Origin of the sequence: Salsuginibacillus kocurii DSM 18087 (assembly GCF_000377705.1) — a bacterium.
In the GTDB taxonomy this organism is placed as follows: Bacteria; Bacillota; Bacilli; order Bacillales; family Marinococcaceae; genus Salsuginibacillus; species Salsuginibacillus kocurii.
In genome coordinates this window covers 1-16,527 of the sequence record NZ_KB898637.1, presented here as the reverse complement: position 1 = coordinate 16,527, position 16,527 = coordinate 1, and the positions used below count along the sequence as shown (strand labels likewise).

Genomic DNA, 16,527 nt, shown 5'->3' with positions numbered 1-16,527 from the left:
TTTCAGCGGGCTGTTTTTTTAATGCAACTATAAGGTTGACTGCAGCTTGGGTGAAGGGGAATAGTTTGAAAGGTTTTGTTACAGGGTAATTTTTCTTACTAGTGCAGAAAAGGCAGCGGCGCTAGGTAGTGTGATGTATAGTCCAAAGTTACTTTTAATCTATTTCGATAAAAGGAGGCAGCGGTCATGGCTATCCATCGAGGAGCAGAGCAGGAATTTCTCGATACAGGTCGCCCAGTGGCGATGGGGAAGAACGGAGCCGTCACATCTCCTCATTATTTAGCTACTCAAGCTGGGCAAGAGGTCGTTAAACAAGGAGGACACGCGGTTGAAGGTGCGATTGCAACGAATGCCGTGATGGGTGTCGTTTATCCGCATATGGCGGGGATCGGCGGCGACTTGTTTTCACTCGTCTGGGACGCGAAAGAACAGGAAGTAAAAGCAATGAACGGCAGCGGAAAGTCGGGGCAGAACGTTACGCGTGAAGCATTTACTCAGCGCGAATTAGACAGTATCCCTGACCGGGGCCCGTTGGCTGCAAACACGGTGCCGGGCACAGTAGAGGCATGGTGGCAAATGCATCAGCGTTATGGCCGGCTGGAATGGAAGACGTTGTTTGCAACTGCGATTCATTATGCAGCTGAAGGCTTTCCGGTAACAGAGAAGCTAAGCCGCTTTATTCATGATAAACAAGCGCTTTTGCAAAAGTTTACAGAGACGGCGGATACATTTCTGCCGGACGGAGAACCGCTCAACACTGGTGAGGTGTTAACACAGCCCAATTTGGCCTGGTCGCTGCAACAGATTGCCGAAGACGGGCCGGATGCATTTTATAAAGGCGAGATTGCAAAGAAAGTGGTTGATTCGCTGAAAAAGCACCACGGCTTGCTCACTCTGGAGGACTTTGCCCGCCATGAGTCGACGTGGGAAGAACCGATATCCACCGGTTATAAAGGCTATCAAGTCTATGAGCTCAAGCCGAATACTCAAGGGGTCGCCACGCTTATGATGTTAAATCTCTTAAAGCAGCATGACCTAAAAGAAATCGGTGACCACACCCCCGATTACTATCATCTTATGGCCGAAGCTGCGAAACTTTCTTTTTCCTACCGAGATCAGTGGGTGACTGACCCGGAATTTCTTGAGGTGCCAGTCAACCAATTACTCTCTGATTCTCATACCAATAAGATGGCAGGTCAGTTTTCAATGGAAAAAGCTTTTCCCGTTGAGGAAATGGGCGAGCTGCCAGAGCTTGGGCAAAATCGTGACACGACCTTTATGGCGGTGACAGACCACGAAGGCAATAGTGTTTCCTTAATTCAGAGTGTGTATCATGAATTTGGCTCCGGCTTGATACCAGAAGGGTGTGGTTTTTTATTGCAAAACCGTGGCTCGTTCTTCAGCTTGGACCCGGAGCATCCAAATACACTAGAACCGAACAAACGCACCTTTCATACGATTATTCCGGCACTGGCTACAAAAGATGGAAAGCCGTTCATGTTATTTGGCACGATGGGCGGCGAAGGCCAGCCGCAAACGCAATGTGCGTTATTTACAAGAGTAGTAGACTTCGGCTATAACATCCAGCAAGCGATTGAAGCGCCGCGCTGGCTGTATGGCCGCACGTGGGGCGAAGATAGCTCGTCCTTAAAATTAGAAGGCCGGATACCGGATGCGCTGGCCGCTGCGTTAGGAGATCGTGGCCATGAGGTTGAACGAACGGAAGACTATTCTCAGCAAATGGGACATGCCCAAGCTATCGTTATTGATCCGAACCGAAAAACGTACGAAGCAGGAGCGGACCCGCGTGGTGACGGGCTAGCACTCAGCTGGTAAAACCGTTTTTCGAGCTGTCGCAGCGAGATAGTAACGTTTCAGGAAAGGACGGGATTGACAATGGAAGAAAATTTGCCGGTAGATTTGCTGCACTGGTCGCTGGCTGTATTGCCGCTCGTGCTTCTTCTCGTTATGCTGGTTGTCCTGCGTTGGCCCGGCCCCCGTGCCGGCTGGATTGCGATGGGGATCGCTGCGCTCATCGCTATTTTTCTTTATGAAGCGCCGTGGGACAATCTGGCTGTAGGGTTCGGGAAAGGTTTATGGGAAGCTCTTTTTATTCTGTTAGTAGTGTGGCCGTCTTTGCTCTTGTATCAAATCACAAAAGAATCCGGTTCGTTTAAAGTGATGCGAGAAGATATTCAAGAACATAGCCAGAACTATTTGTTTCTCGTGCTCGCTTTCGGCTGGGTCTTTGCCTCCTTTTTACAAGGTATTGCTGGCTTCGGTGCTCCAATCGCCGTCGTTGCACCGCTTCTTATCGGAATCGGTGTAAAACCGGTGCCCGCGGTAGTTATTCCATTGATCGGCCATGCCTGGGCCAATATGTTCGGTACGCTTGCGCTTGGCTGGATCGCGACTATTAACGCAGTAACGATAGAAGAGCAAGCGTTAACGCTACTATATACGTCCATTCTCTTATGGATTCCGAATATCCTCGCAGGCTTTATGATTTGTTGGATGTTCGCGCGCTGGAAAGGTATTAAAGAAGGCTTTGTTGTCGTCTTGGTCATTTCCTTAATCCATGGCGGCGGTCAGCTCTTGCTTGCGCTCGTAAATCCTACCTTAAGTACCTTTATTCCAGCCACCGTTGCTTTAGGCGTATTATTCCTATTTGCACGCCGCAATAAATACAGTCAAAAATCAGAGCTGGAACAAGAATCAGATATGCTGGAAGATGAACACTCAGTAGAAGCGGAAGAAAAGCCGCCGATTTCACTTCATAAGGCCTTTATGCCGTATTATGTATTGACCGTCCTCTCGATTGTGGCATTAGGTATTCCGCAAGTTAACGAGTTTTTAGACCAATTTGAATTCGGTCCGCCATTCCCAGCGGTCGAAACAGGTTATGGATATCAAGTAGAAGCGGAGGAAGCCTACTCACCTATTGCTCCCTTAACCCATCCAGGGCTGTACTTGTTTGTAGCCGCCGGCTTTGCTTATTACTGGTATCGCCGTTTAAACTTGTTTGAAAATGATGCCGGAAGCGACATTCGCACTGGCTTTAAAGGAAATGCTACGGGTGCCTCTTTAGCCATTGCCGGTTTTTTAACCATGACAGAAATCATGGAAAGCTCCGGGCAAATGGTTGTCGTTGCGATGGGAACAGCTGCCATCTCTACCCCGATCGTGTACGTAGCACTTGCAAACGTGATCGGTATTATCGGTTCGTTCATGACCTCTTCCAACACGTCATCGAACGTGCTCTTTGCCCCGCTGCATGGTTCGGTTGTGGACTCAATGGACGGACTGCAAATGGCGGAAACAATCGCAGCTCAGTCTGCCGGAGGTGCTATTGGTAACTCCATATCACCATCGAACGTCATTTTGGGTACGAGCACAGCCGGTATTCAAGGTAGAGACGCCGAAGTCTTTAAACCAACCTTGCTCTTTAGCTTGATTGCCGGTACTGCCGTATCACTTGCTTCGATCTTATTGCATTTGATCGGGGGCTAAACAGGAATAGAAATGAGTGCCAAGAAACATCACTCCTTCACAGAGGAGCTGTCCTAGCAGGGATGGCTCCTTTCTTTTTACACCGTAAGTAGGATGTTCAAGTTGAATACGTAAAAGGGAATGGTAGATTTTATGACTTCATAGTTGATAGAGTTGTTAATCATAGATAAGGTAGATAATATATCAAGGCGTACAAGGTGAAGGGGAGATGACCAGTGAAACGAAGGGGCATTGCAGCAGGAGCAGTTTTTCTTTTCATAATAAGCGCCTGCGGAACAGCGGAAGAAGAAGGGGCGCAAGAAACACAAGCGGAACAAGGAGATGAAGAAGAAACAGAAGAAGAGATGGAGGAGGAAGACGTCTCAGAAGAACCACTTCACGTCTATACCACGGTCTATGCGTTGGAAGATTTAATTCGGGAAGTAGGCGGAGACTATGTAGAGGTAGAAAACATCGTGCCTCCTGGAGCCGATGCGCATACATATGAGCCATCCATGCAAACGATGGTAGATGTTGCAGACGGGGACTTGCTCGTCTATAACGGCGTCGGCATGGAAGGGTTCGCAGATACGCTTGTAGAGGTCATGGAAGATGAAAACGTGCCGGTTGTAAAAGCAGCAGCAGGAATTGAACTTGCAGAATATGACCCGGATGAACATACACACAGTCATGACCACGAGCATTCACATGACGGCGAGGACCATTCCCATCATCATGATCAAGAAGAGGAACACGACCACCATCACGGTGACGGCGACCCGCATGTTTGGATCGACCCAACTAACGCCAAAACATTAAGTGAAAACATTACTGAAGGCTTGAAAGCAGAGCTACCTGAAGCAGCGGAAAAATTTGAAACGAATAAAGAAGCGCTGCATGATGAATTGGAGCAGCTTGATAACACATTTCAAGAGGTTGTAGATGGGGCTGATAAAGATACAATCCTCGTTTCTCATGCAGGCTATACGTATTGGCAGGAGCGCTACGGCATTCAACAGTTATCAGTAGCCGGGGTGTCACCGACAAATGAACCGTCGCCTGAACATTTGCACGAACTCCAGCATGTAGTAGAAGATCACGGCTTAAATCACATCATTTTTGAGCATAATTACGTGGTCGAAGTGGCCGAAGTTCTGCGCGAGGAAGTAGGGGCGGAGGCGCTCTACTTCCATAACCTCGAAGCGTTGCTTGAAGAGGAAGTGGAAGAAGAACCGGGCTATGTGGAATTGATGGAACATAACATTGAAACGTTGGAGCAGGCGTTAAATGAATGAGGACTAAATAAGGAGCTCGCCTTGCACCCCTTCTCGTAGCCATATTGCCAGAGCAAAAAATTAAAGGGGCTGCCCTGACTCAAAGGGGCAGCCTCTTACTCCTCCTATGAAAACTGGATGACTCCGTTTGTGCCGCTGCCATATCGCAAATACAAGAGGGGAAAGGCGCGAGGACGCACTCATTGACGGTGACACGGCACTCAATGCTCATGCCGCCGCGCTAATAAGCCCTGACACCGCACTTCGTTCTTGTCACTGGATACAGGAAGGGCACTGCGCACCGAGAACCCGGAAATTAATCAATAGTAGGTAGTAGAACAGGTTCTACTACCTACTACATTTCTTATATCTAACTACTGGTATAAACACGGCTTTCCGCTATTATAAACTCAAGTAGGCCTCGGCACGTTCCCGGTCGAGTTCCTCGCCTTCATACATAATGCGCCCGCGGTCGATCACATAAAAGTAATCGCCGACTGATTCGGCAAAGGGAATGTCTTGTTCAACAAGAACCATGGCTGTCTCAGTATTCTTCTTTAAATCAATGATCACGTCTTGAATGGCATCTACGATATTAGGCTGAATGCCTTCTGCTGGTTCATCAAGTAGTAAAAGATTAGGCTCAGCAGCGAGGGCGCGGCCGATCGCTAATTGTTGCTGCTGACCACCACTTAGGTCGCCGCCGTTTCGTTTTTTCATTTCTTTAAGGACAGGAAAGTATTGATAGATATTTTTAAACAACGCTAGTGAAGGGTTGGGGTTGGTTTCGAGTCCTAACGTTAAGTTTTCTTCTACGGACAAATTGGAAAAGATTTCTCGTCCCTGCGGTACATAGCTGATGCCTTTATGAGCGCGTTCAGCTGGTTTCGTTTTTGTAATATCTTCTCCGGCAAAATCAATTCTGCCTTGCTCTGCTTGAAGAACCCCCATGATCGTTTTGATTAACGTTGACTTGCCAACCCCATTTCTTCCTAACACGCACACGACTTGATTTTCAGAAAGACGAAAGGTGACATCATGTAAGATCATACTTTCATCGTAACCCGCCTGTACATTATCCAGCGCCAGCATCAGCTCACCCTCCCTTGCCCGAGATAAACTTCTTTGACCATATCGTTTGCCTGGATTTCTTGCATCGTCCCTTCGCTTAGGAGTGCTCCTTCATGCATAACGGTAACGCGTTCTGAATATTCGCGGACAAAATCCATGTCATGTTCAACCACGACGATTGAGCAGTCCTCTCTTAATTTGGTTAACAGATCTCCGGTTTTTTCTTCTTCCTCTTCAGTCATGCCGGCAATTGGTTCATCAAGTAGAAGCACTTGGGGCTCTTGCATCATCACCATGCCAATTTCAAGCCATTGTTTTTGGCCGTGGGAGAGACTTCCTGCCTCCTGCATAGCTTCCTCTGTTAAACCGATCGTTTCCAACTGGGAGTCAATTCGCTCTTTATCTTCATTTTTTAATGTGGCCCGTAAAATGTCCCAGATGCCTTTTTTCTGCTTCATGCTAAGTTCAAGGTTATCTTTTACGGATAAGCGTGGAAAAATGGACGGCGCTTGAAATTTACGGCCAATGCCATTGCGAGCAATTTCGTATTCCGGCATGTCTTTGATTGATTTGTCTTTTTCAAAGGTGATATTTCCTTTTGTAACCTTCGTAAGTCCGCAGAGCACATCTAAAAACGTCGTCTTCCCCGCCCCATTCGGCCCGATTAAAAAATGGAGCTCACGGTGTTCGAGTTCAAATGAAAAATGATTCAAGGCTTTGAAATCTCCAAACTGAACGGTGATATCTTCACAGTTTAGTAGGTTTGCCTGCTGACTGGTTGGCATGTGACCCTCTCCTTTTTTTGGTTAATTTGTCACCAATGGTCATGAGACCCTTTGGCAAATAAATAATTACTATAATAAAGGCAAGCCCCATCAAGTAGGTCCAAACTTCTGGAAAGCTCTCACTAAAGTAGGTTGAACCTGTATTCGCAAGCAAAGCACCGAACACTGGACCGAGCAATGTGCCGCGGCCGCCAATCGCTACCCAAAGGGCCATTTCAATGGATGGAATAATATCGATCATCGTTGGTGTGACGATACCAATCTGCATAACAAACAGCATGCCGGAAAGACCGGCAAGACCTGCCGATAGTGTAAAAACGACTGTTTTAAAATGGGCTGTGTTATAACCGGAGAAGCGTAGGCGGTTCTCCCCATCTCGTATTGCCACCATCACTTTCCCAAATCGGCTGTTGACAAGTCTGAGGCTGGAAAAAAATACGACCGTAAGAACAATCAGCGTCAAAAAGTAAAGGACAAGCTGGGTCTGTGGTGAAGAAAGTGAAAAACCGAAGATGGTCTGTAAATTCGTTAAGCCGTCTGAACCGCCAGTATATTGTTGTTGACTGATAATTAATGTAACCATGGTGAGCACGAGGGCTTGCGTTAAAATCGTGAAATACACACCTTTAATTCGATTACGAAAGGTAAAGAAACCGAGTAACGTGGCCACAAACATCGGCACAAGAATTGCCAGACTTAATGCAGCAACCGGGTTGGATAAAAGCTGCCAAAGCCAGGGCAATTCAGTCATACCGCTCCACATCATAAAATCAGGAAGTCCTCCGCCTGAGGATTCAATGGTTATATATATCGCGGTAATATAAGCGCCAAAGCCGAAAAAGATGCCGTGCCCCAGGCTTAGTACGCCTGTATAGCCCCACAGTAAATCAAGACCAACAGCCAGTATAGCAAAAGCTAGAAAACGTCCAAGCAAATTGGTTTGAAAATCACTCATGAGTAAAGGCAAAATTGCAAGTATGACGATAAGTATTGTGAATACGCCTTGTTTGGTGGTAAAAAATGATTGTCTCTCGTGCAAAACGGTTCCCCCCTTTTCTAATCAAGTGACCGCGTACGCAGATGAAAAAGTCCATTTGGTCTCCACTGCAATACGAGAATAATAAGAATAAATACGAGCACCCGACCCATTGAAGCGTTCGTGACGTATTCGAAGATCGTATTAAACATGCCGATGCCAAGGGCGCTAGCGACGGTGCCAATCAACATGCCCACTCCACCGACAACCACGACCATGAAAGCATCAACAATATATGCTGTCCCCAGAGTGGGGCCAATCGGTCCGATAAGTGTCAAGACAGTGCCTGCCACGCCAGCAAAGCCGGCGCCAATCGCAAATGTTGTTGAGTCAACACGACGGGTGTTGATTCCGAGGCTGGAGGCCATTTTGCGATTTTGCATGACGGCGCGGATGCGCATCCCACTTTTTGTTTTGTAAAAGTAATAGAACATAAAGCCAACACATGCTGCCACCAGCAGTAAAATAAACAAGCGGGAGGCAGGAATGCTGAGCGTAAAGATTTCAATGGTCCCTGCTAAAAAAGTGGGGCTTTGGACACCGACATTTGGCGCGCCAAAGATTGTGCGGGCCAGCTGTTGCAAGATAAGACCAGCCCCAAAGGTCGCCAGCAAACTATCAAGCGGCCGACCGTATAAATGTCGAATGACACTTAACTCAAGCAGCCAACCGAAGAAGGCGGCGAGTAAAAATGAAGCAGGCAGAGCGAAAATAAAATACCAGCTGAACATTCCTTCAGGAAGATAAGTTAAAAACAGAAGTTGGACAACATACGCTGCGTACGCCCCAATCATTATCAGCTCGCCGTGAGCCATGTTTATCACATTCATAAGCCCAAAGGTAATGGCAAGCCCCAACGCAATCAAGAGCAGGATTGAGCCTAGACTCAATCCGTTAAACAGTTGTAATAATATGGCTTCCACAGTGAAAATCTCCTCTCATCTTAATCCTCATCCGTAACAATCTCGCTTAAGCCGCTGGCCCAGTCATACTCTTCAAGAAAGGGGTCGGGCTCCACAGGTTCATCTGATTTCCAGACTTGTTCAAACTGTCCGTCTTCTTGTACTTCACCGATGCGCACGGTTTTTGAGACGTGCTGATTCTCGCCGTTAATTTCAACTGGACCGCCTGGAGCTGCAAATTCGATCCCGTCGGCAGCTTTACGTACTTCATCCGTGTCTGTGGTGCCAGCTTCTTCAACTGCTTTTGCCCATAAATGAACCATAAAATATCCAGCTTCGATGGGGTCACCAACCACGCGGTCTTCTCCATATGTCTCTTGAAAACGCTCCACAAATTCGATGTTTTCATCTGTTCCTAGCGATTGATAGTAATTCCAGCTGGCATAGTGTCCTTCAATCACTTCCGACCCGATGCCTTGCACCTCTTCTTCGGCCACAGACACGGATAGGACCGGGATTTCATCGGCTGTAATGCCGGCATCATATAGTTGTTTAAAGAAAGCGACGTTACTATCGCCATTTAGCGTATTGAAAATAACGTCTGGGTCCGCTTCCCGAATACGAGCAATAATCGTGTTGTAATCAGTGTGATCTAGCGGTGTATATTGTTCTTCAACAATCGTTCCGCCAGCGTCTTCCACTTGTTCATTCACCGCTTGATTGGCGATGCGCGGGAAGACGTAGTCGGAACCAATAAGAAAAATATCATCCCCTTTTTCTTCCATCAGCCAGTCAATGGCTGGCGTAATTTGCTGGTTCGGTGCAGCTCCGTTATAAAAGATGTTGGGTGAAGCCTCCATTCCTTCATATTGCACAGGGTAGAAAAGCAATCCATTGTGCCCTTCCACGACTGGCTGCATCGCTTTGCGGCTCGCTGATGTCCATCCTCCAAAAATGACAGGCACTTCATCTTCTTGCAGCAATTTATCCGCACGTTCGGCAAACGTGGGCCAATCAGAAGCACCGTCTTCAATAATCGGAACAAGTTCTTTTCCTAAGACGCCTCCGTTATCGTTAATTTCTTCAATCGCAAGAAGTTCAGAATCTCTAACTGACGTTTCACTCATCGCCATGGTTCCACTAAGGGAATGAAGAATACCAACGGGGATCTGCTCCTCATCTAAATCCTCCGCATCTTCAGCTTCTTGCACGTCTGCGGGTGTATCCTCGGCTTCCACAGAATCAGATGATCCATCTTGGCAAGCAGCTAATGTAAATAAAAAACAAATGAATACAAAACTGAGGGCTTTGTTTGAGGGGGTGAAACACATACGACGTCCTCCTTTTTGTCTATGGCATGTAAGATATCATAACTCTGGAAGTTAAATTTATAGTTTGTAAGATTAAATAACAAACTTTTCAGAAATTAACAGTATATGAAAGCGGTGTCTTTCCTGTAGGCAAGGTTCGGAGAATAAAAGAAGCAGTATCTACTTTTTTAAATAAAATCGTTTACTTTTTCAAATGGGGACGAACGCGTGAAATTAAATAGGTTGGTAAAAACGATGTTAGAAAATCTAACATCAAGATAGAAAATTGCTGAATAACTCGTTATAGTTAGAGGAGAAAAGAGAAGTTGGAAAATTCCAACGGGGGGGAGTTGTTTTATGAAATTATCACCGGTAGAACAGGAAAAATTGATGATTTTTACCGCGGCGGAACTTGCGGAAAAACGGCGCCAAAAAGGATTGTTGCTCAACTATCCAGAAGCCACCGCAATTATAACTGCCTTTTTATTAGAAGGAGCGCGGGAAGGTAAGACAGTCGCGCAACTTATGCAAGAAGGAAAACAAGTGCTTACCTCTGCTGATGTAATGGAAGGGGTGCCGGAGATGATTGATAACGTACAAGTAGAAGGCACATTTCCAGACGGGGTAAAGCTGATCACAGTACATACACCAATAGTTTAGGGGGTGCCTTCGTGATTCCTGGGGAAATCCAAACGAAGAAGGATGATATTGAATTAAATAAAGGTCAAACGAAGACTGTGATTCGCGTTGCAAATACTGGAGACCGGCCGGTGCAAGTCGGTTCTCATTATCATTTTTTCGAGATTAATAAAAACTTACGCTTTCTGCGGAACGAAGCGCTTGGCATGCGCTTAAACCTGCCAGCAGGCACGGCCGTCCGCTTTGAACCAGGTGAAGAGAAAGAAGTAGAACTTGTTACGATCAGCGGGTCAAAAGAGATGTATGGCTTAAATGGGCTAGTGGAAGGATCGGTTGCAAGCCAAAAGGAAAGGGCTATCAAGCAAGCAGCAGCACGTGGATTCAAAGGAGCTACATATTCATGAAGATGTCACGATCGAATTATGCGGCCCAATTTGGCCCGACAGTTGGAGATAAAGTACGCTTAGCTGATACGAACCTGTGGGTGGAAGTAGAAGAGGACGCAGCTATTTACGGGGAAGAAGTAAAATTTGGAGGCGGGAAAGTACTCCGCGATGGGATGGGCCAAGATGGGAGTAGCACTCGCGCTGAAGGTGTCGTAGATGTACTTGTCACGAACGCTTTAATTATTGACTACAGCGGCATTCGAAAAGCAGATATTGGCTTAAAAGATGGTCGTATTGAAGCCATTGGGAAGGGGGGCAACCCGAAAGTAATGGAAGGGGTTCACCCGCGCTTGATTGTGGGACCATCTACAGAAGTTATTGCAGCAGAAGGAATGATTGTTACGGCTGGAGGAATAGATGCCCACATCCACTTTATCAGCCCGCAGCAGATTGAAGTAGCGCTTGCTTCCGGGGTAACAACGATGATTGGCGGTGGCACGGGACCGGCAACTGGCACGAAAGCTACGACGTGTACACCTGGTGAATGGAACATCGAGCGCATGTTAGAAGCGGCCGAAGCATTTCCAATGAATTTAGGTTTTTTAGGGAAAGGAAATGGATCCGCGCTTGAACCGTTGCGAGAACAAGTACGCGCTGGAGCAATCGGCCTGAAATTACACGAAGACTGGGGCACCACACCAGGGGCAATTGATACGTGCCTGCAAACCGCTGATGAACTTGACGTACAAGTGGCGATTCATACTGACACATTAAATGAAGCGGGGTTTGTGGAAGATACCATTGAGGCGATTGGAGACCGAGTCATTCATACGTATCACACCGAAGGCGCCGGCGGCGGGCATGCACCCGACATTATGAAAATTGCGGGTTACGCCAATGTTTTGCCGTCCTCTACTAATCCTACAAGACCATTTACAACAAACACGATCGATGAACATTTAGATATGCTTATGGTCTGCCATCACCTTGACCCGAACGTGCCTGAAGATGTAGCATTTGCTGATTCCCGCATCCGTCCAGAGACGATTGCAGCTGAAGATATGTTACATGACCGCGGCGTCTTGAGTATTATTTCCTCGGACTCCCAAGCGATGGGACGTGTCGGAGAAGTAGTGATACGTTCTTGGCAGACGGCAGATAAAATGAAACAACAATTTGGCGAGCTGGATGAAGACAGCGGGAGTGGCAATGACAATGAGCGCGTGAAGCGCTATGTGGCCAAGTATACAATCAATCCAGCTATTGCTCACGGCATTTCTCACGACGTCGGTTCGGTTGAAGAAGGGAAATGGGGCGACCTTGTGTTGTGGGATCCGGCCTTTTTTGGGGTGAAGCCAGAACTTGTCATTAAAGGAGGACAAATCGCCCACGCCCAGATGGGGGATCCAAATGCATCCATTCCAACGCCGCAGCCAGTCTTCCCACGACCGATGTTTGCAAGCTTCGGAAAAGCGAATGCAAACACGTCTCTCACCTTTTTACCGCAGATAGCCATGGATAACAACGTGGCGGACAAGCTGGGACTGGAAAAAACGATCAGCGTCGCAACAGGATGCCGCAATATTAGCAAAAAAGATATGAAGTTAAACGATAAAACACCGGAACTATCGATTGACCCGGAAACGTACGATGTGCAAATGAACGGTGAACGACTAACCTGCCAGCCAGTTGAACGCGTGCCTTTAGCGCAGCGATATTTCTTATTTTGATAGATGAAAGACACGTTTTAATGAGGGGGAGAATGATGAAAATTACACGGACATTGGGTGAAGCAGGAGAGGCGACCAAGGCTAAAAAGAGAGATTACCTCGAAGTCGAATGGGATGAACTAGGCAAGCGCATTCTGCGTAAACAATCTGAGTCTGGAGTCGACGTTGCTTTGATGCTTGATGAAGGAGAAACGCTTGAGCCGGGACATAAAATTTATGAAGATGATGAACGGGAGATTGTGGTTCGAACGCCACTAGAACCGGTATACGTTATTCAGCCGGCAGGCATTCAAGAAATGGGGACGGTCGCATTTGAACTTGGGAATCGTCACACCCCGTGTTTGATCGAAGGGCGCGAAATTATCGTTCGGCGTGATCATACACTTGAGTCCATTTTCACAGAAACTGGCGTCGCCTATCATGAAGACAAACGTCGTCTTGGACGAGCTTTTCGTTATAAAGGTCATACGCATGCACATTGATCAGCTGCGCCTAATGCAAATTCATGACTCCGCGTTTCCGATCGGGGGTTATACCCACTCGTTTGGAATGGAGACCTATATTCAAAAAGACACTGTCTCCGATCAGGCGTCGTTATTTTCTCTGTGCAAAGCGTATGCCCTTGAAAATGTGAAATACGGTGACGGACTTTTTGTAAGCGAAGTGATGCGGGCGTGGAAGGAAGCGCCTTGGCAAATGCAAGAAGTCGCTGAAATCGGACATGCAATAAAAGTTGCGAAAGAAACACGCGAAGCAAGTCTAATGATGGGGCGTCAATTTTTAAAAACGATTCGAGCGATTGAAGGTGAAGCGCTCTTTCAACAAGTAAGTCAATGGTTGGAATGTTATGACATGCCCTCTCACCACAGCTTTGTTTATGCGTTGTTTGCCGCTCATGAAAACATAGGCCGTACGGAAGCGGTCACCACGTTTATTTATTCTAGCGTCACATCGCTTGTTCACAATGCCGTGCGAGCTGTTCCTCTCGGTCAAAGTACAGGCATGGAAACGATCCGCAACCTGTTGCCTCTCATTCAAACGGCGGGAAAGGACATTGAAAATTTGACCATTTACGATGCTCGCAACGGCACAGTAGGCCTTGAGCTGGCCTCAATGGAGCATGAACATTTAAATGTGCGCCTCTTTATTTCGTAAGCAGAGAAAGGAGATAAATCGATGAAACCTGTACGCATAGGTGTTGCCGGGCCGGTCGGTTCTGGTAAAACCGCATTAATCGAACAATTAACCAGGCAAATGCATGAACACTATGAGTTAGCGGTCGTCACAAACGATATTTATACAAAAGAAGACGCTCAGTACTTGACGAAACACGGTGTACTTCCGGAGGATCGAATCATCGGGGTTGAAACGGGCGGCTGCCCACACACTGCTATTCGTGAAGATGCCTCTATGAATTTTGCAGCCATCGACGAGCTGCATGAGCGTTTTGCTGAGCTTGAAATTATATTTGTGGAAAGTGGCGGTGACAATTTGTCCGCAACCTTCAGTCCGGAACTGGTGGATGGTTATTTATACGTTACTGATGTAGCAGAAGGACAGGATATTCCTAGAAAAGGTGGCCCGGGCGTAAACCGTTCCGATTTTCTCGTGATCAATAAAATGGATTTAGCTCCGTATGTGGGTGTTGATTTAGCACAAATGGAAGCAGACGCTAAAGAAGCGCGAGGGAAGCGGCCATTTGCTTTTGCCAATCAAAAAGAAGGCGTTGGTATCGAAGCCATCATCTCCTGGATTCAACACGCGTTATTACTCGAAGAAGTGAGCTGGCATGCAGAAGTTAAATCCGGAGCTTGATACGACGCTTGCTCTTTCTGGAGAAGTGAAAGCTGACTTTGGCATGCGCCGCGGGAAAACTGTAATTACTAACCATTACGAGACACCACCTTTAAAAGTAAGCCGTCTTATGTATCCTGAAATAAAAGAGCACGCAATCGCCTATTTAGTCGAAACCTCCGGCGGCATGGTGGCAGGCGATCAGTACCGCTATACACTGCGACTGGATAAGAGTGCCGCCCTTACTTTAATCCCTCAATCATCGCTAAAGATTTACCCACAAAAAAACGGGGAAGGCGCTGTCCAATTTTATGATGTACAACTTGCAGACGACACTTTTCTGAAGCTATCGCCTGATACGATTATCCCCTTTGCTGCTTCCCGATTTCAAAACGAGCAACGCATTACCATGAATGGTAATGCATCGCTCATCTGGGGAGAAATTTTATCAGCAGGCCGGCGCGAACGAGAAGAAATATACGACTATGAGCGAATAGACTCAACATTCTCCGTGCGAGTCGAAGGAAAACTTCTCATCTACGATTCACTCGTCCTCGAACCACAAACTCGCTTTGTGCATGAACAAGGCATGATGGACGGCAATGATTATTATGCCGTCCTATGGGCCGTTTCCCCTTACCTCAAGGAAACAACAAGTGAAAGCTGGATGGAGCAGTGGGAAGCTGCAGACAGCGTGCGAAAAGGGGTCACAAAGCCTGAGCCAAACATTGTACACGCCCGCATCTTAAGCAATGACCTGATTGAATTAAAGAAAGCATACAGCCAGTTGGAAGAAAAAGTAGAGACATGGATACGGGAGAAACGCTCAGCCGAAAAAAGGTAGGATCATAACATTGTTTATAGAAATCATGAACAGCGGCAAAGCTCAGATATAGATGTAGCCATTGAACCTGGAAGTGTTATCTCGTCTGACAAGTGGAATAATCTTATAGAAGATGTTGAAGAGTCTACTATTCCATATAAAGTAGATGTGGTTAATCTATGTGAAGCTAGTCCAGAGTTCTGTGAGAAAGTAAAAGAGAAGGGGATATTATGGAGGGATTACGACAACGTTTAGAAGTAGCAGAGACAATCCTAGCTTCCTTCCAGCAGCTTGCATTGTTGACCAATCCAAGCGAAATAGAAAGAGATGCAGCCATTCAACGCTTCGAATTCTCTTTTGAGGCGTGCTGGAAAGCGGCTAAACAATTTTTATATGATATGGAAGGTTTGGATGTCGGTTCCCCAAAAGGTGTCGTCCGCAGCTGTCGAGAGGTTCAGCTGCTTGATGAAGAAGAGGCTATGCTCGCATTAGAAATGGTGAATGACCGGAACTTGCCGTCCATACATATAACGAAGAAGTGGCTAACAAAATTCAAGCTAATTTGAACAAGTATTATACTCTTTTGTATCAATGGACCAAGCGAATGCAAGACAAGTTAGGGGAGTGAAGCGGGTTTTGTTACACTCGCTTCGATCCTGCTTCACTTGATCGGAGCGTAAAAGACATTCGGTTATAGGAACAAGAGCTCGTTGTGCAAGCGGGCTCTTTTTTTTGCTTGATGGAAGAGGCGGTTGCGGGAAAATGCGCATTTATCGAGGAAGTTGAGCATGTGCAACACTGAAGGGGTGTGATGCGACACTCAAGATGGCTCACGCCGCACTCAAACATCATGACTCCACAACCTGAACCTGTCACGCCACACTAAATTATTTCGACACCACAACCAATCGGTGCCACGCCACAACCCCGAGGACAGACGCCACAACCAGAAGACGTGACGCCACAACGGAGAACCTTCACGCCACCACCGCTCCCCCGCGGTGGACCGGTTACACTTATTTGGACAGATATTATAAGTTGCTCTAAGATTAAAGTAAGGTAATAAAGGAGTGGATATCATGTCCAGACAAAAAAGACAGCACTTCTCTCAATCTTTTAAAGAACAAATCGTTCAATTGAGAGCTTCGGGAAAACCCCGTCAAGAGATTTTGAAGGAATACGGAATGTCGCCTTCTGTATTAGATAAGTGGGTACGTCAATCCAAACAAGGTGAGTCTTTTAGTGAGCGGGAAAACCGTACGACCGAACAAGAAGAACTCCTTCAATT

The 16,527-nt window shown here is 46.8% G+C and carries 18 protein-coding genes; 13 read left to right on the top strand and 5 right to left on the bottom strand.

Translation table 11 applies throughout. The features are described from left to right. The first annotated feature begins 186 nt into the window (after window positions 1-186). The 3 genes from ggt (at window position 187) to D469_RS0118280 (ending at window position 4,784) form a co-directional block, all read left to right on the top strand. Complete coding sequence (gene ggt, locus D469_RS0118290) at window positions 187-1,836, top strand: gamma-glutamyltransferase (RefSeq protein ID WP_018924833.1); 1,650 nt, start codon at window positions 187-189, stop codon at window positions 1,834-1,836. Window positions 1,837-1,896: 60 nt separating this feature from the next. Further along, a complete protein-coding gene (locus D469_RS0118285) occupies window positions 1,897-3,510 on the top strand; it encodes an L-lactate permease (protein ID WP_018924832.1) in 1,614 nt (537 codons plus the stop codon). 215 nt (window positions 3,511-3,725) lie between these two features. Next, on the top strand, window positions 3,726-4,784 hold the full coding sequence (locus D469_RS0118280; protein WP_018924831.1) for a metal ABC transporter solute-binding protein, Zn/Mn family: 1,059 nt from the start codon (window positions 3,726-3,728) through the stop codon (window positions 4,782-4,784). Window positions 4,785-5,165: 381 nt separating this feature from the next. Here the strand turns inward: D469_RS0118280 and urtE are convergent, their stop codons facing one another. From urtE to urtA, 5 genes are read right to left on the bottom strand one after another with little or no spacing between them, the layout of a single operon-like run. Continuing rightward, window positions 5,166-5,855, bottom strand: coding sequence for an urea ABC transporter ATP-binding subunit UrtE (urtE, locus tag D469_RS0118275; protein WP_018924830.1), 690 nt, complete (start codon window positions 5,853-5,855; stop codon window positions 5,166-5,168). Beyond that, window positions 5,855-6,619: an urea ABC transporter ATP-binding protein UrtD gene (urtD, locus tag D469_RS0118270; RefSeq protein ID WP_018924829.1), complete on the bottom strand. Its 765-nt coding sequence runs from the start codon at window positions 6,617-6,619 to the stop codon at window positions 5,855-5,857. The genes urtE and urtD overlap by 1 nt, the downstream gene beginning before the upstream one ends. Beyond that, on the bottom strand, window positions 6,582-7,658 hold the full coding sequence (gene urtC / locus D469_RS0118265; RefSeq protein ID WP_018924828.1) for an urea ABC transporter permease subunit UrtC: 1,077 nt from the start codon (window positions 7,656-7,658) through the stop codon (window positions 6,582-6,584). Before urtC ends, urtD begins: the two co-directional genes overlap by 38 nt. Window positions 7,659-7,675: 17 nt before the next feature. Next, window positions 7,676-8,578, bottom strand: coding sequence for an urea ABC transporter permease subunit UrtB (gene urtB / locus D469_RS0118260; RefSeq protein WP_018924827.1), 903 nt, complete (start codon window positions 8,576-8,578; stop codon window positions 7,676-7,678). A 20-nt stretch (window positions 8,579-8,598) separates the two neighbouring features. Then, on the bottom strand, window positions 8,599-9,888 hold the full coding sequence (gene urtA / locus D469_RS0118255; protein ID WP_018924826.1) for an urea ABC transporter substrate-binding protein: 1,290 nt from the start codon (window positions 9,886-9,888) through the stop codon (window positions 8,599-8,601). A 336-nt stretch (window positions 9,889-10,224) separates the two neighbouring features. On the opposite strand from urtA, the gene ureA reads away from it, so the two are divergent. The 10 genes from ureA to D469_RS0118210 form a co-directional block, all read left to right on the top strand. Further along, window positions 10,225-10,527 (top strand): urease subunit gamma, encoded by a 303-nt coding sequence (ureA, locus tag D469_RS0118250; protein ID WP_018924825.1) that lies wholly within the window; start codon window positions 10,225-10,227, stop codon window positions 10,525-10,527. 11 nt (window positions 10,528-10,538) lie between these two features. Beyond that, window positions 10,539-10,910, top strand: coding sequence for an urease subunit beta (locus D469_RS0118245; RefSeq protein ID WP_018924824.1), 372 nt, complete (start codon window positions 10,539-10,541; stop codon window positions 10,908-10,910). Further along, a complete protein-coding gene (gene ureC / locus D469_RS0118240) occupies window positions 10,907-12,622 on the top strand; it encodes an urease subunit alpha (RefSeq protein ID WP_018924823.1) in 1,716 nt (571 codons plus the stop codon). Before D469_RS0118245 ends, ureC begins: the two co-directional genes overlap by 4 nt. A 32-nt stretch (window positions 12,623-12,654) precedes the next feature. Continuing rightward, on the top strand, window positions 12,655-13,104 hold the full coding sequence (locus D469_RS0118235; RefSeq protein WP_240473358.1) for an urease accessory protein UreE: 450 nt from the start codon (window positions 12,655-12,657) through the stop codon (window positions 13,102-13,104). Continuing rightward, a complete protein-coding gene (locus D469_RS0118230; RefSeq protein ID WP_083910867.1) occupies window positions 13,043-13,777 on the top strand; it encodes an urease accessory protein UreF in 735 nt (244 codons plus the stop codon). The genes D469_RS0118235 and D469_RS0118230 overlap by 62 nt, the downstream gene beginning before the upstream one ends. 21 nt (window positions 13,778-13,798) lie before the next feature. After that, complete coding sequence (gene ureG, locus D469_RS0118225; RefSeq protein WP_018924820.1) at window positions 13,799-14,437, top strand: urease accessory protein UreG; 639 nt, start codon at window positions 13,799-13,801, stop codon at window positions 14,435-14,437. Beyond that, complete coding sequence (locus tag D469_RS0118220; protein ID WP_018924819.1) at window positions 14,412-15,260, top strand: urease accessory protein UreD; 849 nt, start codon at window positions 14,412-14,414, stop codon at window positions 15,258-15,260. Before ureG ends, D469_RS0118220 begins: the two co-directional genes overlap by 26 nt. Window positions 15,261-15,269: 9 nt before the next feature. After that, the gene (locus D469_RS22805) at window positions 15,270-15,494 is read left to right on the top strand and encodes a nucleotidyltransferase family protein (RefSeq protein ID WP_169577123.1); all 225 of its coding nucleotides are present in this window, start codon (window positions 15,270-15,272) and stop codon (window positions 15,492-15,494) included. Beyond that, complete coding sequence (locus D469_RS20775) at window positions 15,470-15,805, top strand: nucleotidyltransferase substrate binding protein (protein WP_205621078.1); 336 nt, start codon at window positions 15,470-15,472, stop codon at window positions 15,803-15,805. Before D469_RS22805 ends, D469_RS20775 begins: the two co-directional genes overlap by 25 nt. 513 nt (window positions 15,806-16,318) lie before the next feature. Then, a partial coding sequence (locus D469_RS0118210; RefSeq protein WP_018924519.1) for a transposase occupies window positions 16,319-16,527 on the top strand: 209 nt, incomplete at its 3' end.